This window comes from Nonlabens sp. Hel1_33_55 (assembly GCF_900101765.1).
In the GTDB taxonomy this organism is placed as follows: domain Bacteria; phylum Bacteroidota; class Bacteroidia; order Flavobacteriales; family Flavobacteriaceae; genus Nonlabens.
Genome location: NZ_LT627735.1, coordinates 3,087,371 through 3,108,253 on the forward strand (window position 1 = coordinate 3,087,371; position 20,883 = coordinate 3,108,253).

16 protein-coding genes and 2 riboswitches are annotated in these 20,883 nt (G+C 40.5%); of the genes, 11 read left to right on the top strand and 5 right to left on the bottom strand.

Features of this window, described 5'->3' with window-relative positions:
- Positions 1 to 14: 14 nt before the first annotated feature.
- Complete coding sequence (locus BLO34_RS13820; protein WP_090756139.1) at positions 15 to 1,601, top strand: NADP-dependent glyceraldehyde-3-phosphate dehydrogenase; 1,587 nt, start codon at positions 15 to 17, stop codon at positions 1,599 to 1,601.
- A gap of 78 nt (positions 1,602 to 1,679) precedes the next feature.
- Positions 1,680 to 2,207 (top strand): hypothetical protein, encoded by a 528-nt coding sequence (locus BLO34_RS13825; RefSeq protein ID WP_090756140.1) that lies wholly within the window; start codon positions 1,680 to 1,682, stop codon positions 2,205 to 2,207.
- A 97-nt stretch (positions 2,208 to 2,304) separates the two neighbouring features.
- On the opposite strand, the gene leuB is transcribed toward BLO34_RS13825, so the two are convergent.
- From leuB to BLO34_RS13845, 4 genes are all read right to left on the bottom strand, one after another.
- Positions 2,305 to 3,423, bottom strand: coding sequence for a 3-isopropylmalate dehydrogenase (gene leuB / locus BLO34_RS13830; protein WP_090756142.1), 1,119 nt, complete (start codon positions 3,421 to 3,423; stop codon positions 2,305 to 2,307).
- A 147-nt stretch (positions 3,424 to 3,570) separates the two neighbouring features.
- On the bottom strand, positions 3,571 to 4,161 hold the full coding sequence (leuD, locus tag BLO34_RS13835; protein ID WP_090756143.1) for a 3-isopropylmalate dehydratase small subunit: 591 nt from the start codon (positions 4,159 to 4,161) through the stop codon (positions 3,571 to 3,573).
- On the bottom strand, positions 4,161 to 5,543 hold the full coding sequence (gene leuC, locus BLO34_RS13840; protein ID WP_090756145.1) for a 3-isopropylmalate dehydratase large subunit: 1,383 nt from the start codon (positions 5,541 to 5,543) through the stop codon (positions 4,161 to 4,163). The genes leuD and leuC overlap by 1 nt, the downstream gene beginning before the upstream one ends.
- Before the next feature lie 70 nt (positions 5,544 to 5,613).
- Complete coding sequence (locus BLO34_RS13845) at positions 5,614 to 6,789, bottom strand: 2-isopropylmalate synthase (RefSeq protein WP_090756146.1); 1,176 nt, start codon at positions 6,787 to 6,789, stop codon at positions 5,614 to 5,616.
- Between the two features lie 149 nt (positions 6,790 to 6,938).
- Between BLO34_RS13845 and BLO34_RS13850 the strand changes: the two genes are divergently transcribed.
- From BLO34_RS13850 to BLO34_RS13865, 4 genes are all read left to right on the top strand, one after another.
- Positions 6,939 to 8,483 (top strand): hypothetical protein, encoded by a 1,545-nt coding sequence (locus BLO34_RS13850; RefSeq protein WP_090756148.1) that lies wholly within the window; start codon positions 6,939 to 6,941, stop codon positions 8,481 to 8,483.
- 103 nt (positions 8,484 to 8,586) lie between these two features.
- A riboswitch (SAM riboswitch) is annotated at positions 8,587 to 8,708 on the top strand.
- Between the two features lie 128 nt (positions 8,709 to 8,836).
- Positions 8,837 to 10,129 carry an O-acetylhomoserine aminocarboxypropyltransferase/cysteine synthase family protein gene (locus BLO34_RS13855; RefSeq protein WP_090756149.1) on the top strand — a complete coding sequence of 431 codons (1,293 nt, stop codon included), beginning with the start codon at positions 8,837 to 8,839 and terminating at the stop codon, positions 10,127 to 10,129.
- Entirely contained in the window at positions 10,130 to 11,110 is a 981-nt protein-coding gene (locus BLO34_RS13860) for an alpha/beta fold hydrolase (RefSeq protein WP_090756151.1), read from the top strand.
- A 41-nt stretch (positions 11,111 to 11,151) separates the two neighbouring features.
- Positions 11,152 to 12,249 carry a hypothetical protein gene (locus BLO34_RS13865; RefSeq protein ID WP_090756153.1) on the top strand — a complete coding sequence of 366 codons (1,098 nt, stop codon included), beginning with the start codon at positions 11,152 to 11,154 and terminating at the stop codon, positions 12,247 to 12,249.
- A 3-nt stretch (positions 12,250 to 12,252) separates the two neighbouring features.
- Here BLO34_RS13865 and BLO34_RS13870 read toward each other — a convergent pair whose 3' ends face one another.
- Positions 12,253 to 13,458, bottom strand: a complete 1,206-nt coding sequence (locus BLO34_RS13870) for a sensor histidine kinase (RefSeq protein ID WP_090756155.1) — start codon at positions 13,456 to 13,458, stop codon at positions 12,253 to 12,255.
- A 454-nt stretch (positions 13,459 to 13,912) separates the two neighbouring features.
- Here BLO34_RS13870 and BLO34_RS13875 point away from each other — a divergent pair, with 454 nt between their 5' ends.
- From BLO34_RS13875 to metF, 5 genes are all read left to right on the top strand, one after another.
- Positions 13,913 to 14,989, top strand: a complete 1,077-nt coding sequence (locus BLO34_RS13875; RefSeq protein WP_090756703.1) for an NAD(P)/FAD-dependent oxidoreductase — start codon at positions 13,913 to 13,915, stop codon at positions 14,987 to 14,989.
- A complete protein-coding gene (locus BLO34_RS13880; protein ID WP_090756157.1) occupies positions 14,982 to 15,305 on the top strand; it encodes a 2Fe-2S iron-sulfur cluster-binding protein in 324 nt (107 codons plus the stop codon). The genes BLO34_RS13875 and BLO34_RS13880 overlap by 8 nt, the downstream gene beginning before the upstream one ends.
- Positions 15,306 to 15,473: 168 nt before the next feature.
- Positions 15,474 to 15,579, top strand: a riboswitch (SAM riboswitch).
- Positions 15,580 to 15,782: 203 nt separating this feature from the next.
- Entirely contained in the window at positions 15,783 to 16,808 is a 1,026-nt protein-coding gene (locus BLO34_RS13885) for a homocysteine S-methyltransferase family protein (RefSeq protein WP_090756158.1), read from the top strand.
- Positions 16,798 to 19,899, top strand: coding sequence for a vitamin B12 dependent-methionine synthase activation domain-containing protein (locus BLO34_RS13890; protein WP_090756160.1), 3,102 nt, complete (start codon positions 16,798 to 16,800; stop codon positions 19,897 to 19,899). The genes BLO34_RS13885 and BLO34_RS13890 overlap by 11 nt, the downstream gene beginning before the upstream one ends.
- 16 nt (positions 19,900 to 19,915) lie before the next feature.
- Positions 19,916 to 20,869: a methylenetetrahydrofolate reductase [NAD(P)H] gene (gene metF / locus BLO34_RS13895; RefSeq protein WP_090756162.1), complete on the top strand. Its 954-nt coding sequence runs from the start codon at positions 19,916 to 19,918 to the stop codon at positions 20,867 to 20,869.
- Positions 20,870 to 20,883 lie beyond the last annotated feature (14 nt).

Here is a 20,883-nt window from a genome sequence, read left to right on the forward strand (position 1 = left end):
TTAAAACCATCCAAATGAGTACAACTCAAATCCCAGAACAGTTTCAAATCAATTCATTACTCCATCAAAGCTCTTACCTCGTAGGAGGAAAGCTTGTCGAATGGAATGGAGAAACTTCAAAAGTACATTCCACGATTTCTTCAACTCCAGACTATCAACCCACTTTATTGGGGACAATTCCCACACTAGGAGAAAAAGAGGCGATGATGGCTTTAGATGCAGCTGTAACAGCATATGATAAGGGAAAAGGAGCCTGGCCTACAATGAAAGTAGTGGACCGCATTGCCTGTATGGAAAAGTTTGTAACCCAGATGAAGACTAAACGTGATGAGGTCGTGAAACTGCTTATGTGGGAAATAGGTAAAAACCTACCCGATTCTGAAAAGGAATTTGATCGCACGGTAGATTACATCTACGATACGGTTGAAGATTACAAGCAAATGGATCGTAATAGCGCCATGTTCCAAAAACACGATGGTGTCAATGCTCACATACGTCGTGGACCCTTAGGTGTTGTCTTGTGTTTAGGACCTTATAATTATCCGCTGAATGAGACCTTCGCGTTATTGATTCCGGCTTTGATTATGGGTAATACAGCCATTTTTAAACCCGCAAAGCATGGTGTTTTATTGATTTCTCCATTGCTGGAAGCCTTTAGATCCAGCTTTCCTGAAGGAGTAGTAAATATCATTTATGGTCGCGGTAGAGTAGTGGCATCACCTATTATGAAGTCTGGAAAAGTTGATGTGCTTGCATTGATAGGAAACAGTAAAAGTGCAAATGCCTTGCAAAATCAACACCCTAAAAGTAACCGACTGCGTTTGGTTTTAGGACTTGAAGCTAAAAATCCAGCGATCGTTTTGAAGGATGCCAATCTTGATCTAGCAATTGATGAATGTATTGCTGGAGCTACTTCGTTCAACGGGCAGCGTTGTACTGCCCTGAAAATACTTTATGTGCATGAAGATATCGTTGAAGAATTCAACCAACGATTTGCTGCGAAAGTAGATGCACTAAAATTTGGAAATCCCTGGGAAGATGGTGCGAAACTAACTCCTTTACCAGAACCTGATAAGCCTGCCTACATCCAAGAATTGATTGACGATGCGACAGAAAAAGGTACCAAGGTCATCAATGAAAAAGGCGGACACACTACCGAGAATTATATTTTTCCTGCCGTGCTATATCCAGTGACTAAAGATATGCGTGTATTTCAGGAAGAGCAATTTGGACCGGTGATTCCAGTGGTGTCCTTCAAGGATATTGATGAACCGTTAGATGACATGGCGGCTTCCAATTATGGGCAGCAGGTAAGTTTATTTGGCCAGGATATTAAAACCTTGTCGCCATTGATTGACACGCTGGTGAATCTTGTTTGTCGTGTGAATTTAAATAGCTCATGTCAGCGTGGTCCAGATGTATATCCATTTACAGGAAGAAAGGATAGTGCGGTAGGAACTTTGAGCGTCCATGATGCATTGCGTTCTTTCTCGATAAGAACCTTTGTGGCCTCAAAAGATAATGCGGCTAACAATGCTATATTACAAGAGTTGCTGCAATCCAAAAGCTCTAATTTTGTGAGTACGGATTATATACTCTAGCCCTGATTTAAGATAAATACAACTAAGCATATAGTTGAACTAAATAATTAGTTATATTTGGATTCTGAAATTATAACTATGAATTCAAATCTATTTTTGAAAGCTTTTTCTTGTTGTTTGTTTTTAACTTTCTTAGGAATTATTGGTTGTAACGATTTGAAGAATAAAAAGCCTGTTAAAGTCTCCGAGCGTCATAAGATTTCAGTCTTTAACTTTGATGATAAACAACAGCTACAAAAATATAATAAGTTGAAATTAGATGATGATCATCCTAATCTTCTTAATCCTCAAATCTCTCAATCTGATTTTAATTCTGTAAAAAAATCTTGGATTGATTTACATCAAGCAATTGGTATGTACATGGACAAGAAAGGGTTTGAGTGGGAAGTCCAAGATAGTTCCATAACTGTTGTTCACAAATTCTACTTTACTTCAGATGGTCAAGTTGAAAATTATTTCTTCAATGTTATAAATGAAAGTGTTACCAGCGAAAAGAAGAATGAATTTGGTGATTTAATCTCAGGTTTTGCTCGGGACTTTGGAATTAATTATCAAAGTGAAGAGAGTTTTGCCCAATGTGGAAAAACCAAATATCTATCTAAATAAAGCTTGTGTTGATTTCGCTTTCGCGAAAGCGAACTTATTACTAATAAAAAAAGCGCCCCCAAAATGGACGCTTTTCTCAATCATAGATCTAGGGACCTTAAATTATAGTGGATTGACCTAGGTGAATGTTGTTGAAATTAGCGTTCGTATCGTAAGGATGCGCAATGAAATCAGCTATAAAGTCACCTACTTTACTGGTCGTGATGTTGTTGTAATTGTCATTCAAATCTGGTGTAGTGATGCCTAATTCCAAGGAGCGATCTACTGCCATTTTAATCAATTCGGCTTCATTGTGTAGGTCAAAGTGCTCCAAAAGCATGGCTGCGCTCAAGATAGATGCAATAGGATTGGCAATATTTTTTCCAGCGCCTTCTGGGTAAGAACCATGAATAGGCTCGAACATAGCATGCTCATCACCTATGGATGCACTTGCCAGAAGCCCTATGGAACCACCTATAACACTTGCTTCATCACTGATGACATCACCAAAAAGATTCTCAGTTAAAATCACATCAAACTGCGACGGATTCAAGATCATTTGCATGGCCGCATTGTCAACGAATAGGAAATCCAATTCCACCTCTGGGTATTGAGAAGCCAGTTCAGTTACTACGCGTCTCCAAAGTCTGGACGTTTCTAAAACATTAGCCTTATCCACCAAGGTTACTTTATTACGTCTGGATTGGGCTGCTTTAAAAGCCTGATGGGCGATACGCTCAATTTCTTCTCTCGAGTAAGTACAAAGATCTGATGCTTCGTTTCCGTCTTCGCTTAATGTTTTTTCACCAAAGTAGATTCCACCGGTGAGCTCTCTGTATATGGAAATATCTGTTCCAGCGATGATATCACGCTTCAAAGGTGATTTATCCAACAAAGCTTCATAAGCCTTGACAGGTCGTACGTTTGCGTACAATCCCAATTCCTTGCGCAATTTGAGCAAACCTTGTTCTGGCCTAACCTTGGCACTAGGATCATTATCATATTTGGGATGACCTATCGCACCGAATAGTATTGCATCAGTTGATCTACACAAATCCAAAGTTTTAGCTGGTAGTGGATCGTTGAACTGGTCAATGGCAGTTGCTCCTACAGCGGCGTTCTTGAATACAAACCTATGGTCAAATTCCACAGCTATTGCTTTCATCACTTTTACAGCTTGTGCTGTAACTTCTGGCCCGATGCCATCTCCCGACAATACTGCAATATTTAATTTCATGTTTATTTACTTCTAGTTTGATAAAAAATGAGGGAAGTTTCAAGTCGAAACTCAACTTTATATGATCGTAATAGTAGACTTATCTCTGTCTTACAAAACGAGCTTTGATAGCTTATTACAAATTACTAAAATTTTGTTAATTCCAAATCAATAAATCATCTGATCTTCGAACTTTTTGATGACATCTTTTTTGCTTAATAAATAGTCAATATCATCATAGCCATTGATCATGCAGGTTTTTTTGTATGGATCAATATCAAAGAATTCATTAACGCTAGTTCCTGCTATACTAATGGCTTGCTTTTCTAGGTTTACCACCAATTTTGTTTCAGGTACCGCTATTATTTTATCAAGTAGTACCTTCAAAAATTCTGGTGTCACTTGAACCGGCAATAATCCATTGTTCAGGGCATTCCCTTTAAATATGTCGGCAAAGTAACTGGAAACAATCACTTTAAAGCCATAATCTGTAAGTGCCCAAGCAGCGTGTTCTCGACTGGATCCACAACCAAAGTTATCTCCAGCAACCAGAATCTTTCCATGATATCGATCATCATTTAAAGCAAAGTCTTGATTCACACTTCCATCTTTTTTAAAACGCCAGTCTCTGAAGGCATTTTCGCCAAATCCTTCTCTATCCGTCGCTTTTAAAAATCGCGCAGGAATGATTTGGTCTGTATCTATATTTTCAATTTTGAGCGGTATGGCTCGCGATTCTAAGGTTGTAAATTTTTCCATCAGTTCATCATCTTTGTAAAGTCTACAATTCTGCCTTCGACCGCAGTTGCTGCAGCTAGTAAAGGACTTGCCAAAATGGTACGACTACCTTGCCCTTGTCTGCCTTCAAAATTTCTATTAGAGGTGCTCACACAATACTCACCTTGTGGTATCTTATCATCGTTCATGGCAAGGCATGCGCTACAACCTGGTTGGCGTAACTCAAAACCTGCATTATCAAATATCTCTTTCAATCCTTCTTTAATAATCTGTGCTTCTACCTGCTTACTTCCAGGAACCAGCCATGCAGTAACATTGCTGGCTTTCTTTTTGCCCTTTATAAAATCAGCAGCAACTCTAAAATCTTCTATGCGGGAATTGGTACAACTACCTATGAAAACGTAATTGATAGGCTTGTCGATCAATGATTCTCCTTTTTTGAAATCCATGTATTCCAGGGATTTCTCAAACGAGGCATCTTCCATCGTCGGAATACTGCCGGTAACTTTGATGCCCATTCCAGGATTGGTACCATAAGTAAGCATCGGTTCAATATCTGCCGCATCAAAGAAATACTCTTTGTGAAATACGGCACCTTCATCCGTTGGCAGGGTTTTCCAGTGTTCTACTTTTTTCTCAAAATCGGCATCTTGTGGTGCAAATTTTCTTCCTTTTACATAATCAAACGTGGTCTGATCTGGTGCTATCATACCACCACGGGCGCCCATCTCAATACTCATATTGCAAACCGTCATACGACCTTCCATGGACATGTTTTCAAACACATCACCTGCATATTCACAGAAGTAGCCCGTACCAGCGTTGGTTCCCAGCTTTGCGATAATGTATAGAATCACATCTTTTGGAAGAACACCTTTTTTGAGATCGCCATTTACGGTGACCCGTAAACTCTTAGGTTTGGTCAACAACAGACACTGACTTGCAAAAACCTGTGCCACTTGACTAGTTCCTATTCCAAAAGCAATACTGCCAAAAGCGCCATGGGTTGACGTGTGTGAATCACCACAGACGATTGTCATTCCAGGTTGGGTAATTCCCAATTCTGGCGCCATTACATGAACGATGCCATTGTATTTGTGACCCAATTCGTAGAGTGTAATGTTGTTTTTCTCACAATTTTCAGTGAGTTGCTTGAGCTGTTTTCTGGACAGCTCATCCTTGACTGGTAAATGCTGGTTTTGAGTTGGCGTATTATGATCTGCCGTTGCAACGATTTGATCAGGTCGTGCCACGGGAATACCACGAGCTTCAAGTTCATTGAATGCCTGTGGGCTCGTGACCTCGTGAATCAAATGTTTGTCTATGTATAAAATCTGTGGGCCGTTTTCAATGGCATCTACCACATGGGCATCCCAGACTTTATCAAATAATGTTTTTTTCATGTACTGATTTTAATAGGATTCCGCTTTCGCGAAAGCGAGAACCTCAACGATCACTTTATTAAAAAGAATATTAGGCCGAAATAATCTCGCGATACAAATGGCTGTGCTCGATGATCTCGTGGATGTCATCATCCATAATTTCTTTCTTCCGATCTGCAAATTCAAGGAATTTTTGATAGACCTCATCCAGCTGCAGTTTTGTGAGTTCATACCCTACATTTTTTGCACGGTAGGCAAGTGCAGCACGACCAGATCGCGCGGTAAGAACAATCGCAGATTCTGTCACGCCTACATCTTTAGGGTCGATGATTTCATAAGTTGCGCGATGTTTGATCACGCCATCCTGATGGATTCCAGAGCTGTGCGCAAAGGCATTTGCACCTACTATCGCTTTGTTGGGTTGCGTGTAGATGCCCATGCTATCGCTTACGAATTGGCTTAATCCATATAATTGCGTTGTGTCAATATTTGTGTCCAGATTAAGATATGGATGCTGCTTGAGAACCATAACTACTTCTTCCAGCGCCGTGTTACCAGCACGCTCGCCTATACCATTGATAGTACATTCAATCTGCCTTGCACCGTTGATGACGCCTTCAATTGAGTTTGCCGTGGCAAGTCCAAGGTCATTGTGACAGTGAACGGAAAGAATTGCATTCTCGATGCCTTTGACATTTTCATTGAGGTATTTAATTTTTGCACCGTACTCGCTAGGCAAACAATATCCAGTAGTATCTGGGATATTGAGAACGGTCGCGCCAGCTTTTATAGCTGCTTCACAAACTCTCGCTAGATATTCATTATCGGTGCGACCTGCATCTTCTGCATAGAACTCTACATCTTCAACAAATGATTTGGCATAACTCACAGCCTTGTAGGCGCGCTCTATAATCTGTTCTCTTGTCGCTTTAAATTTGTGTTTGATATGAGAATCAGAAGTTCCTATACCAGTATGAATTCTAGGCCTTGCAGCATATTGCAAAGAATCTGCTGCTACCTTGATATCATTCTCGACGGCTCTGGTCAGTCCACAAACAGTGGCGTTTTTCACAATTTTGGAAATTTCTACCACAGATTTAAAATCGCCAGGACTGGAAACTGGAAAGCCAGCCTCGATCACATCAACGCCCAGGCTGTCCAGTCGTCGCGCAATGCGTACTTTCTGGTCAGTATTGAGCTTACAGCCGGGAACCTGCTCGCCATCTCTTAGGGTTGTATCAAAGATTTGAACGTTGTTTTTTGACATTTGGGCAACTTATATATTACTATTATTACACTAATGTATCTTTAGTGTCTCGCTTTCGCGAAAGCAAAACACACCAACCTACGATGTTCAAAGCATCAACATGATTACTAATTAATTGAAATACTGCTAGTTGAGTTAGCAAACTATTGATGACAAAGGATCAAAAAGACCCCTTATTTGTACTTATAAAATCGCTGACGAAGTCAGAAAAGCGGCAATTCAAGCTTTATGTGGGTAGGTTGGGTGTGAATGCAGATTCTAAATTCCTCAACCTTTTCAATGTTCTAGACAAATCAAAAAAGTATGATGAGAAGCTCATTCTTAGTTCAACTGACATCAACAAACGCCAGCTTGCAAACGTCAAAGCACATCTATATAAACAGGTGCTCATAAGCTTAAAGCTGAATCCAGCACATCAAAACATTAGATCCCAGATTAGGGAACAGCTAGACTTTGCATCGATACTGTATCACAAAGGGCTTTACAATCAAGGTTTGAAAATTCTTGATAAGGCTAAGGAAACGGCCATCAACAATGAAGAAAAGAATCTGGCTTATGAGATTGTAGAGTTGGAAAAAGTTATTGAGTCTCAATACATTACACGCAGTATAAGCAACCGTGCAGATCAACTTGCGGTTCAAGCTAAGGAATTGAGCGCGGCAAATGTTTTAACCAGTAAGTTATCAAATTTGTCCCTTCAACTATATGGGGTTCTTCTCAAAACGGGTTATGTAAAAGATGAGGCAGAAGGAAAACATATCGAAGAATATTTCAACGCCAGATTGCCCAAATACGACATCGCAGAGCTAGGTTTTAGAGAGAAGCTGTGGTTGTATAAAGCCTATTTGTGGTACGGCTTTTTAATGCAGGATTTTTTGAGTTGTTATAAATATGCGAGAAAATGGGTAGATCTATTTTATGAGCAACCCAATATGATACAGCTCAATCCAGTCTTCTTTTTAAAGGGAAATAATTACTTACTGGAGTCGCTTTTCTTTTTGAGACAAAAGGAAAAATTTGACAAGCGATTAGAAAAGCTGGAGAAAACACTAGCAGAAAAGAATTTTCCAGACAATGAAAATGTTGCCACACTTTCCTTCTTATACATCAACCTCAACAAGGTGAACTCATTTTTTATTGACGGTAGTTTTGCAGATGGGCTGTATTTAATTCCTCAAATAGAGAAAGAATTAAAATCCTATAAGACAAAGATTGATGAACACCACCAGATGGTTTTTTATTACAAGTTTGCAAGTATGCATTTTGGTGCCGGGAATAATCTGGACACCATTTTCTATCTTGATAAAATCATAAAGAATAAGTCCTTGACAATGCGTGAGGATCTTCTATGTTTCTCACGAATATTGAGCGTCATTGCCCATTATGAAGCTGGCAAAGATGAGCACCTAGAAACCGATTTAAGGGAAACCTATAAGTTTTTGATTAAGATGAATGACCTGCATGAGGTGCAAAAAGAGTTGATTCGTTTTATTCGGGATTTGGGTGATGTATACCCGCAAGATTTGAAATATGCGTTTAAGGATTTGTTAGAAAAGCTTAAAATTTTTGAGAATCATCCATACGAGCGCAGGTCGTTTTTATATCTCGATATTATCTCATGGCTAGAAAGTAAAATTTCAAATACGACTGTAGGTCAGGTAATTAGAGATAAATATTTGGATCAAAAAAAATAATTTTAATCACATACAAATTAGCTGGTTTAGAAAAAACTTGTTAAAAATTTGGATTCTCCGTTTTATTTACTGAATCTTTACGCTCACGTTCATAACCATACTGAAATTATCAAGAAAGGACGAGGGAACAGACCCATCGACTCCTTAGCAACCCTTCATTTATGTCGACAATAAGTGATGAAGGTGCTAATTTCTGCTACGCCCACGGCCTAGACAAGATGATACACATGTAAGTAGGTTATACTACCACAAGTTTCTTTTTTGATTTTTCCTTTTCGCGCAAGCGAGACGGTAAATCTATATTTCTATTGGTTCTGGACATTAACCTTATTTCTAATTTAAAAAGAAACAAAATGTCAGATCAAAAATTTTCAACGCAAGCACTACACACCGGTCACGATGTAAAACAAAATGGTGGCACTAGAGCTGTGCCCTTGTATCAATCCACAGCGTACGTTTTCAACAACAGCGATCATGCTGCAAACCTGTTCTCGTTAGCAGAGCCAGGATGGATATACACCAGATTGAATAATCCAACAGTCGATGTGCTCGAGCAGCGACTAACTGCACTTGAAGGTGGTATTGCCGCAGTAGCAACCGCATCAGGAACGGCAGCAATTTCAACAACCTTATTGACACTGCTTAGAGCAGGCGATCATATTGTAGCCAGCAACTCGCTTTATGGAGGTACTTTCAATCTATTGTCAGTAACGTTGCCACGTCTGGGAATCAACACCACTTTTGTGAATCCCAATGATGAGGAAGCTTTTACAAAGGCCGTTCAAGAAAATACTAGAGCTATTTTTGTGGAGTCTTTAGGGAATCCTAAACTAGATGTACTGGATCTTAAAAAAATCAGCGCTCAGGCTAAAAGTGCCAAAGTGCCATTGATTGTCGACAACACGGTAGCAACACCTTACTTATTGAATCCTATCGAGTACGGAGCTAATATTGTTATTCATTCCCTAACTAAATACATCAACGGTAACGGTACTGCATTAGGCGGAATCATCATTGATGCAGGAACTTTTGACTGGACTAACGGGAAATTCCCAGAATTCACAGAGCCATCTGCCGGCTATCATGGTCTAGTTTATAGTGAGGCATTGGAAGCTGCCGCATTCATTGCCAAAGTTAGAATTGAAGGACTTCGTGATCTAGGTGGAGCCATATCGCCGTTCAACGCATGGCAAATCATCCAAGGATTGGAAACACTAAATCTGCGTGTTGATAAGCACAGTAAAAATGCTTTGGAACTTGCTACGTGGCTCAAAGAACAAAAAGATGTAGAATGGGTGAATTATCCAGGTCTAGAATCAAGTGATTACTATGACCTTGCTCAAGAATATCTACCTAAAGGTCAAAGCGGTATTGTAACATTTGGTATCAAGGGCGGCTATGAAAACGCTAAAAAAGTTGTGGATAGCGCTAAGGTGTTCTCGCTACTCGCAAACATAGGCGATACAAAGTCCCTTATCATTCACCCGGCAAGTACGACTCACCAGCAATTGAAAGACGAGGATCAGTTAAGCACTGGCGTTAGCAAGGACTTGATTAGATTATCTGTCGGGCTTGAAGATATTGAAGATTTGAAGGCAGACTTGATTAACGCATTCAAGAGCATAAAAGCGTCGGTTACGGCATAGATGTCAGGAAAACTGCAATACATATCTATTCCAGACCTTCAGCTTAGGTTGGGAAAAACTCAGGAAATTAGTGTTTCTTATCAGATTTTTGGGCGTGAGTTACATACTGCGCCCATTATTCTGGTAAATCATGCATTGACTGGAAACTCCAGTATTGATCAATGGTGGGAACCGTTGGTGGGTTCTGGAAAGGTGCTGGACACAGACCGGTTTACCTTGTTGGCATTTGATATTCCAGGTAATGGTTACGATGGCAGCGTTGACAGATTGATCTACAATTTTCAGGAATGGTGCCTGGCTGATGTTGCTCTCGCTTTCGCGAAAGCGATACAACACTTAAACATTAAAACAATTGACTTAGGCATAGGCGGTAGCATAGGAGGCGCATTGCTTTGGGAAATGATGGCGATCGAGCCAAAATTATTTAGAACTATAGTTCCCATAGCAGCAGATTGGAAGGCCACAGACTGGCTCATAGCCTGCTGTCACGTGCAGGAATCCATTTTGAATACGTCCAGTACGCCACTGGAAGTTGCTCGTCAACACGCGATGACTTTCTATAGGTCACCGCAAGGATTGGGTAACAAATTTCATCGTCAGAAAATAGCAGGATCCTTTGCCGTTAATAATTGGCTGGATTTTCATGGAAAGACTTTGGAGCAGCGATTTAGTTTGCCTGCTTACCAATTACTTAACCATTTATTGGCAAGTACAGATGCAGCATTGAATCATGACAATTCAATTGAGAATGTGGTTTTGAATAGCGATACCACAATTGAAATGATTGCTGTTGATAGCGATGGTTTTTTCGTCGCTCAAGAGGATCGTGATACCTACGAATTACTCAAGAATGACCATGAAGTGGCCTATCACGAGATCGTTAGTTTGCATGGTCACGATGCATTTCTTATTGAGCACGATCAGGTAAAAACGATTGTTTCAAAAATCATGAAACATCATTTGAAAGAAGTCAACGCTTAAAAGGCGTTGAGCAAATTGGCAAACCTTTACACGACATTAGATTGAAAACAATACACCTATATATATTTGGACTGGGAAATGTGGGCAGCAAGCTCATTGACCAGGTTCTTGATAGTCATCATTTCTTTAAAAACCAGCATCAGCTTGATGTGCGCATTGTTGGTCTGGCAAATTCCAGACGAGTTCTGACAAAGGCATCTGGAATCACAAAGGATTGGAAAAGTGAATTTGCTGAGGATTCTACTACTAGAGAATCAAGCAGCTTCTATAAATTTTCAGAAGTACATGATATAGCCAAAATTGCTGTAGACGCAACTGCCAGTAAAGAGTTGTCCAACTTTTATCCAGAGATAGCGAGAGAAGGTTTTCATATCGTTACTGCTAATAAAATAGCCAATACATTATCTCAAGAATTCTATGATAATTTAAGAACGACTCTTGATGCTAGAAACTTGCAGTTCCAATATGAAACTAATGTTGGCGCTGGATTGCCCATTGTGCAAACGGTTCGTAATCTTTACGATAGCGGTGAGCAGCTATTTGCTATCAATGGAGTTTTCTCTGGATCTTTGGGATATATATTTAATAGATTCTCTCAGGAAGACAAACCTTTTTCTGAGATCGTTAAAGATGCTTTGAAAAATGGCTTTACAGAACCAGATCCCAGAGAAGATCTTTCTGGAAATGATGTTGCACGCAAACTTTTGGTTTTGGCTCGAGAGGCTGGTATAAAACTAGAGTTTGAGGCTATTGAAATTGAGAATCTTGTACCGCCGCAGCTTCAAACCTATTCGCTCAACCAATTTCTTAATGAGTTGTCATATCTAGACGAGCAAATGCAGCAGCGTAAATCGAAACTAAAAAAGGATGAGGTTTTGAGACACTTAGGACAACTAGATGTTAGAAATCAGACATTGACAGTTTCTTTACAGGCAGTTTCCAAACATTCTCCAGCTGGACAATTACAGGGCAGCGATGGTTTCTTTGAGATTTATTCTGAAAGTTATTCCAAAGAACCCCTAGTAATCAAGGGTGCAGGTGCAGGCCGTGAAGTCACTGCAAGAGGCTTGTTATCTGACATAATTAAAATAAGCAAGTCGCTGACTCTAAAACCAGTAACTGAGTTCTATGCGAATTAATATTTAGCGAGCTAATGTAAACGTGAAAGTTGTAGAAACTCCTAATTGAGAGTCTACATCTATAGTTCCATCAAGGCTTTCAACCAGTTGCTTAACGGTGGAAAGTCCTATACCATGACCCTGGTTTCCATCGCGGTCATATTCACCAACGGTATTAAAAAGCTCAAAGATATTGGAGATTTTATCTGCCGGAATTCCTATACCATTATCTATGATTCTGAATTCATAATAATCGGTCAAAACATCAGCCTCTATGGAAATAACGGTTTCTTCCTTGTCATTATATTTAATACTGTTCCCTATAAGATTTAGGAAAATTTGCTCAAGAGCAACTTGATTACAGTATAAAGTATGATTGACATCTGGTAAATTGATCTCACATTGATGTTTAATATTGATCAACTCAACAATATCTTCAAGAACATCATTTAAATTAAATGTACTACGGTCTTCAATATCATGTGATGAACTCTCATAATGCGAAAGAATGTTTGTAATGTAATCGCTTAGTGAAAGTGAAGATTTCTTGAGATAACTCAAATATTGTTTGCCATCATCGTCTATTAAATCACTGTACTTCTGATTCAAAATGTCAGAGGTCACAATAAGATTTGCAAGCGGCATCTTCATGTCATGAGAAACGGTGGCCGCAAAATCTTTGAGTAAAGAATTATGCTTGGATAGATGCTTTTTTGAGACCTCGAGATTTTGATTTGCTGCGTGCAACCTAAATAGTTGCTCCACTTGTTTTGCAAGATTTTTGAGAGCCTTAAGTTGATGGTCAGAAAGCTTTTTTGGTTTACTGTCTAAAACACATAAAGTCCCCAATACGTGTCCATCTTGATTAAATAAAGGTACACCGGCATAAAAAATAACAGGTGTTTCCTCATCAGTCACTAATGGGTTGTCCACAAATCTATCATCCTTTCTAGTATCCGGAATTTCTAGGATTTCATGAGGTTGATTAATTGCATGAGCGCAAAAACTTACATCACGACTTGTTTCACACAACTGAACGCCTATGGTAGATTTGAACCACTGTCGATTTTCATCAATCAATGAAATTAAAGCGTACTTAGTATCACAAATATATGCCGCAAGCTCAGTGACGTTATCGTATTGGTCCTCAGATATAGTATCAAGAATGTTGAGTCGTCTCAGTGAGGCCAGACGATCTTTCTCGTTAATAGGTTTGGTGGCTGTAATCATAAAATTTTATTGCCGTTCAATTGGCAAATAATATGCCGTATCAATTAAATGCAAATTTAAATATTTATGCTAAGTAGGAATACTCTTAATATCACATCGGTTTTTGTAGGAATTTACAAATGTACTTAATTGATATTTAGTTTCTTAAACCTATATTGAGACGAGTTGTATTCTGATCAAATATTCGCTATTTGTTTTGTAATTAGCAACATAAAGCATCTTTTACTTAAACAAACACACCAGTTTTTGTGGAGGTTAGAGTTCGATGTTTTCTCGCTTTCGCGAAAGCGTGATCAAGAAAATCATCAATCACATTCATTCCGCTTTCCAACAAAGCAGCCTTTCTCAACGAGTATTAACGCTGCTTTATTCTTAAAGACTTGTTTACGTGCAGTTTGCTCACGACCTTTGCAGATTCTTATATAACGGAGTAATTATGGCTATGGAGAATGAGATGATAACTACAGATATTTTAATCATAGGTGCTGGTCCCACGGGACTATTTGCTGTTTTTGAAGCTGGCTTACTCAAGTTGAAGTGCCATATTATCGATGCACTTGCTCAACCTGGTGGTCAGTGTACAGAACTGTATCCTAAAAAACCTATTTATGATATTCCTGGTTTCCCAGAAGTACTCGCGGGTGATTTGGTGACCAATCTTATGAAACAGATCGAGCCATTCCAGCCTGGGTTTACATTGGGAGAAAGAGCTGAAACAATCGACAAGCAAGACGACGGAAGCTTCATAGTAGCAACCAGCAAAGGAACTAAGCACCACGCCAAAGTAGTTGCAATCGCTGGTGGTCTTGGTTCTTTCGAGCCACGCAAACCTATGATTGATGGTATAGAAAGATACGAGGATAACGGTCTTGCTTACATGATCAAGGACCCTGAAGTCTACCGCGATAAAAAAGTAGTGATTGCTGGTGGTGGTGATAGTGCTCTGGACTGGTCTATTTTTCTAGCAAATGTTGCTAGTGAAGTAACACTGGTGCACCGCAGGGAAGAATTCCGTGGTGCGCTGGATAGTGTGGAGAAAGTAGAAGAATTGGTCCAACAAGACAAAATCCGTTTGATTACTCCAGCGGAGATTCTCGACATCAACGGCGAAGGTGTTGTTGAATCGGTATTGCTTCAACACAATGATGAAGCAAAACGCATGGAAGTCATCGAGTGCGATGCTTTTATTCCGTTATTTGGACTAGCTCCTAAATTGGGCCCAATAGCCGATTGGGGTCTAGAAATAGAAAAAAATGCGATTAAGGTGGATAACACACTGGATTACCAAACCAACGTTCCAGGTATATATGCCATTGGTGATGTGAACACCTATCCAGGTAAATTAAAATTGATTCTATGTGGTTTCCACGAGGCAACCCTAATGTGTCAGAGCGCTTACCAGCGCATCTTTCCAGATAAGCGTTATGTGATGAAATATACAACCGTTGGTGGTATTGATGGATTCGACGGTTCTCGTAAAGAAGCAGAAAAAGCGGTAGTTAAAAAAATAGGCAACAAGCAGAATGTCTGATATCAAAATGACCATCATTGACCGTGAAGGTCAGCGCCACGAGGTCGATGCACCTACAGACATGAACATGAATGTCATGGAAGTCTGCAAGGCCTACGATTTGCCAGTACAAGCCGTATGTGGTGGTATGGCGATGTGCGCCACTTGTCAATGCTACATTATCAGCGACCACAATCTAGGTGAGCGCAACGATGATGAAGAGGCGATGCTATGGGAAGCGCAAAACGTAAAAGACAACTCTAGACTGGGTTGCCAGATTCCGATTACGGAAGATTTAGAAGGATTGGTGATTGAATTGGCTCCTGAGGAGAAGTAAGTTGGAACTTTAATCTAATTTATATAATTAGCAATGTGAGTTTTCTATTAGCGTTAAGTGAGAAACCTAATTCCACATCCCTAAAACCTCATTCCTGTTACATTTTTTCTATTTTAATTTTGTTTTTGACTTTCCAAAGCCCATATTTGTACCAGTTCATTGCATTTTGAGTTATAAAGAAAGGTTCAGGGATTAGACCCGTTGAGACCTTGGCAACCCTACGATTGTAGAAGGTGCCTCATTCTACCGCGCCTTTGGCTTGGACAGATAACTATCAGCTTCATCGCTATTCTTTCTTTAAAATTTTCGCACGCTTTTTTGTTGTACTCGCTTTCGCGAAAGTGAACACAACTAAAAGTTTTTACTGCACTTGGTGCGGTACGAAAGCGTAATTCTTCTCAAAATTCAAGCAAACCAGTAATTCATGTAATGGATTAAACTTGGTTGCATGTGAGCACTTAATTAGAAATACAAAGATTGAGAAACGAGATTTTATACAAAGCCCTGCAAGAGCGCATTCTAGTGCTGGATGGCGCGATGGGAACCATGTTGCAACGACACAAATTTACTGAGGAAGATTTTAGAGGCGACCGCTTTGCCGATTATGCATCAGATGTCAAGGGAAACAACGATTTGCTTTCTATCACTCAGCCAGATGCTATTGCAGGCGTTCATGCTCAGTATTTTGCGGCTGGAGCAGACATTGTGGAAACCAATACATTTAGCGGCACCACCATCGCCATGGCAGATTATCACATGGAAAATCTGGTGGATGAACTTAATATTGAAAGTGCGAAGATCGCCCGCAAGGTAGCAGATGAGTTCACCGCTAAGGAACCTCACAAACCTAGGTTTGTTGCAGGAGCCATAGGCCCGACCAATAAAACCGCAAGCATGTCGCCAGACGTAAACGATCCTGGCTATAGAGCGATCACCTTTGAAGAATTGCGAAAAGACTACAAGCAGCAAGCTGCTGGATTAGTAAAAGGTGGTGTGGATATTCTACTGGTAGAAACAGTGTTTGACACACTAAATGCCAAAGCGGCTCTATTTGCGATTGAAGAATTGAAAGAAGAACTCAAGCTCGACATTCCAGTTATGGTAAGCGGCACAATTACCGATGCCTCTGGAAGAACCTTAAGCGGTCAAACTGCCGAGGCGTTCCTCATTTCCATTGAGCATATTCCGTTATTGTCTGTTGGATTTAATTGCGCCTTGGGCGCAAAACAACTCACCCCATATCTAGAAACAGTAGCAAACAAATCCCAATACGGGATTAGTGCTTATCCCAATGCTGGCTTGCCTAATGCGTTTGGAGAATATGATGAAACACCAGATCAAATGGCTTCACAGATTCGAGAATATCTCGATAAATCGCTCGTCAATATTATTGGTGGTTGCTGCGGGACAACCCCAGAACACATTGCTGCCATCGCTAAAATAGCTGCAGAATATCAACCTAGACCCATTCCTTCACTTCAAAAACTAGCAAATGTCGGATAAGGAATTTAGACCACTCAAACTTAGCGGACTCGAACCGCTGGTCATCACACCAGAAAGTAATTTCGTCAACGTTGGTGAACGTACCAACGTAGCAGGTTCCAAAAAATTCTTGCGACTCATTAATGAGGACAAATACGATGAGGCGCTGGATATTGCCAGAGATCAGGTAGACAATGGCGCACAGATCATCGACATCAATATGGATGATGGAATGATCGACGGCAAAGCTGCTATGGTGAAGTTCTTAAATCTTATCGCTGCAGAGCCGGACATCTCCCGAGTGCCCATCATGATCGATAGTTCCAAATGGGAAATTATCGAGGCTGGACTGCAGGTAGTTCAGGGTAAATGTGTGGTCAACTCCATTAGCTTGAAAGAAGGCAAGGAAGAATTTAAAAAACATGCCACTGCCATCAAGCGCTATGGCGCTGCCGTCATAGTTATGGCATTTGATGAGGTAGGTCAAGCCGATACCTATGAACGTCGCTGCGAGATCGCAAAACGCAGTTATGACATTTTGGTCGATGAGGTCAAATTTGCTCCAGAGGACATCATTTTTGACCTCAATATTTTCCCAGTAGCCACAGGAATGGAAGAGCACAAGCTTAACGCGCTCGATTTTATCAATGGAACTCGATGGGTTCGTGAGAACCTGCCACATGCCAGCGTTAGTGGTGGCGTTAGTAATGTAAGTTTCAGCTTTCGTGGAAACGATAAGGTAAGGGAAGCGATGCACAGTGCCTTTTTATTCCACGCCATTAAGGCTGGAATGAACATAGGAATTGTGAATCCGGCAATGTTGGAAGTGTATGATGATATTGATAAAGAGCTGCTTGATCATGTAGAAGATGTGTTGCTCAATCGCCGTGAAGATGCTACTGAAAGATTGTTGGACTACGCAGAAAATGTTACCCAAACGACCAGAACCAGTACCATAGATAATAGCTGGAGAGAATTGCCATTGCAGGATCGCATCACGAGAGCGCTTGTAAAAGGAATCGACGCACACATTATAGAAGATGTGGAAGAAGCTAGACAAGAATCAAGTGCACCTATCGAGGTTATTGAAGGTCACTTGATGACGGGAATGAACGTGGTTGGTGATTTATTTGGTAGCGGGAAAATGTTTCTTCCTCAAGTAGTCAAGAGCGCCCGCGTGATGAAAAAAGCGGTGGCTTATTTACTGCCTTACATTGAAGAGGAAAAGGAGAAACTTAGACTCCAAGCCCCTAAATCCCCTAAGGGGACTTTTTCTTCCTGGCGTACCGCAAACCCGATCGCCTACGGATTACTGAAGCAAAGAGTAAAGGAAAAGCGCAAGAACCCGACTCTTGCCGAGCAGAAAATGTGGGAAGCGTTGAGCAATAAAAAATTGGATGGTTATAAATTCCGCAGGGAGCATATTATAGGAATGTACATTGCTGATTTTGTATGCTTAAAACATAATCTCGTCGTTGAAATCGATGGTGCCTATCACGACACACAAGAACAACAAGAAAAGGATCAGGAAAGAACCAACTGGCTTCAAGAAAACGGCTTTAAAGTCATAAGATTCAAAAACGAACAAGTTTTAAACGATATTGATGGTGTTCTTGACAAAATCAAGAAGGCCATCAAAGAAGTCCCCTCTGGGGATTTAGGGGCCGGCGCCCCAAAAATCCTCATGGCCACTGTAAAAGGAGACGTTCATGACATTGGAAAAAACATCGTTTCGGTGGTGCTGGCTTGTAATAATTATGAAATCATCGATCTAGGTGTGATGGTACCGCCAGAGAAAATTCTTGATGCTGCGATTGAGCATAATGTGGATATCATAGGCCTTAGCGGACTCATTACTCCATCATTGGATGAAATGGTTTACATCGCCAAAGAGATGAAACGCCGCAATTTTGAGGTGCCGTTAATGATTGGTGGTGCGACGACCTCGCGAGCACATACTGCTGTAAAGATTGCGCCAGAATATGAAGGAACGATCGTCCACGTCAACGATGCAAGTAGAGCTGTAACTATCGCTGGTGAATTATCTGGTGATAAGGATGAGGACTATTTCGCTTTCGCGAAAGCGAAAAAAGAAGAATACTCAAAACTACGAGACGAGTTTTTAGGTAGGGCAAAGAAGAAGGATTTCTTGACCATCGAACAAGCACGCAAACATAAATTCCCGATCGATTGGTCAACCTATGAAGCGGTAAAGCCTAAAAAAATAGGTGTTCACGAATTAGAAGATCTGGACCTAAAAGAAATTTCAGAATACATTGACTGGTCGCCATTTTTCCGTAGTTGGGATTTACATGGACGCTATCCAGATATTTTGACTGATGATGTTGTGGGCGAGCAAGCCACAGAGTTGTTTGCAGATGCTCAGGAAATGTTGAATAAAATTATTGATGAGAATTGGCTAGAAGCCAAAGCACTTTACGGCTTATTCCCAGCAAATTCAAATGAGCAGGACGACATCGAAGTAAAAGGATCTGATGCAGACTTTGTCTTTAGAACCTTGCGCCAACAATCGAAAAAAGCTGCTGGCAAACCACAAATTGCTCTATCAGATTTTATTGCACCAACCGATTCTGGAAAACAGGATTATATAGGGGCTTTTTGTGTGAGCGCTGGTTTTGGCGTTCCAGAACGTGCCGCCCAATTTGAAAAAGACCACGACGATTATAATTCCATCATGCTCAAAGCCCTTGCGGACAGACTTGCCGAGGCTCTTGCTGAATATCTGCACTTGAGAATACGTAAAGAATTCTGGGGTTATGCCAGCGATGAGCAGTTGGAGAACAACGATTTGATTCGAGAAAATTACAAGGGAATAAGACCAGCGCCAGGTTATCCAGCTTGTCCAGACCACCTAGAGAAAGAGACTATTTGGGAACTGCTTCAAGTAGAAGAGAAAATAGGAGTAACGCTTACGGAAAGCCTTGCCATGTGGCCAGCAGCAAGTGTTTCTGGATATTATATTTCGCATCCAGAATCTCGTTATTTTGGACTTGGTAAGATAAAGGAAGACCAAGTGCACGATTATGCGGATCGTAAAGGAATCGCTTTCGCGAAAGCAGAAAAATGGCTCAACCCTAACATTGCTGATTAACACCAGAAATTATTAAATGAAGATTACCGACCATATAAAACAAGCGGAAAACACGCTGTTCAGCTTTGAAATCATACCGCCAGTAAAGGGGAAATCGATTAAGGAATTGTATGACAATATTGATCCCTTAATGGAATTCAAGCCACCATTTATAGATGTGACCACCTCACGTGAGGAGTTTATATACATCGAGAAAAAAGGTGGTTTGTTAGAAAAGAAACTCACCAGAATGCGCCCTGGTACCTTGGGGATTTGTGCAGCGATCCAGAACAAATATGACGTGGATACTGTACCGCATTTGCTTTGCGGTGGCTTTACACAGCAGGAAACCGAATATTTGCTGGTGGATTGTCAATATCTAGAAATTGATAATGTAATGGCATTGCGAGGTGACGCCCGTAAAGGAGATAAGCGCTTTGAGTGTACGGAAGGAGGCCATGAATTTGCGATCGATCTGGTCAAACAAATCGATCATTTGAATAAAGGGCACTACTTACATGACGTGATTGAAATTTCTTGCGATGTTGATTTTTGCATTGGTGTTGCTGGATATCCAGAGAAGCATGAAGAATCTCCCAGCATGAAAACCGACTTAAAACGTTTGAAGGATAAGGTAGATGCTGGTGCGCATTATGTGGTCACGCAAATGTTCTTTGACAATCAAAAATATTTTGAATTTGTAAATGCTGCTAGAGATTTAGGCATTACTATTCCAATTATTCCAGGAATCAAGCCTATCGCGACTAAATCTCATTTGCAGTTGTTGCCGCAAACATTCCATCTGGACATGCCGCAAAATTTAGTTGACGCTGTGGAAAACTGCAAAACTAATAAAGACGTACGTCAGGTAGGCGTGGAGTTTTGCATCGATCAGTGTCGTGAGTTACTGGCGAATGATGTTCCTGTTTTGCATTTCTATAGCATGGGAAAAAGCGATAATATTTACGACATTGCCAAAGCTATTTTTTAATGTAGTTTCGCCCT

Excerpts from the sequence above, each read along its gene's own strand:
- BLO34_RS13820 (WP_090756139.1), top strand. The coding sequence starts at position 15 with ATGAGTACAACTCAAATCCCAGAACAGTTTCAAATCAATTCATTACTC.
- BLO34_RS13825 (WP_090756140.1), top strand. The coding sequence starts at position 1,680 with ATGAATTCAAATCTATTTTTGAAAGCTTTTTCTTGTTGTTTGTTTTTA.
- leuB (WP_090756142.1), bottom strand. The coding sequence starts at position 3,423 with ATGAAATTAAATATTGCAGTATTGTCGGGAGATGGCATCGGGCCAGAA.
- leuD (WP_090756143.1), bottom strand. The coding sequence starts at position 4,161 with ATGGAAAAATTTACAACCTTAGAATCGCGAGCCATACCGCTCAAAATT.
- leuC (WP_090756145.1), bottom strand. The coding sequence starts at position 5,543 with ATGAAAAAAACATTATTTGATAAAGTCTGGGATGCCCATGTGGTAGAT.
- BLO34_RS13845 (WP_090756146.1), bottom strand. The coding sequence starts at position 6,789 with ATGTCAAAAAACAACGTTCAAATCTTTGATACAACCCTAAGAGATGGC.
- BLO34_RS13850 (WP_090756148.1), top strand. The coding sequence starts at position 6,939 with ATGACAAAGGATCAAAAAGACCCCTTATTTGTACTTATAAAATCGCTG.
- BLO34_RS13855 (WP_090756149.1), top strand. The coding sequence starts at position 8,837 with ATGTCAGATCAAAAATTTTCAACGCAAGCACTACACACCGGTCACGAT.
- BLO34_RS13860 (WP_090756151.1), top strand. The coding sequence starts at position 10,130 with ATGTCAGGAAAACTGCAATACATATCTATTCCAGACCTTCAGCTTAGG.
- BLO34_RS13870 (WP_090756155.1), bottom strand. The coding sequence starts at position 13,458 with ATGATTACAGCCACCAAACCTATTAACGAGAAAGATCGTCTGGCCTCA.
- BLO34_RS13875 (WP_090756703.1), top strand. The coding sequence starts at position 13,913 with ATGATAACTACAGATATTTTAATCATAGGTGCTGGTCCCACGGGACTA.
- BLO34_RS13880 (WP_090756157.1), top strand. The coding sequence starts at position 14,982 with ATGTCTGATATCAAAATGACCATCATTGACCGTGAAGGTCAGCGCCAC.
- BLO34_RS13890 (WP_090756160.1), top strand. The coding sequence starts at position 16,798 with ATGTCGGATAAGGAATTTAGACCACTCAAACTTAGCGGACTCGAACCG.
- metF (WP_090756162.1), top strand. The coding sequence starts at position 19,916 with ATGAAGATTACCGACCATATAAAACAAGCGGAAAACACGCTGTTCAGC.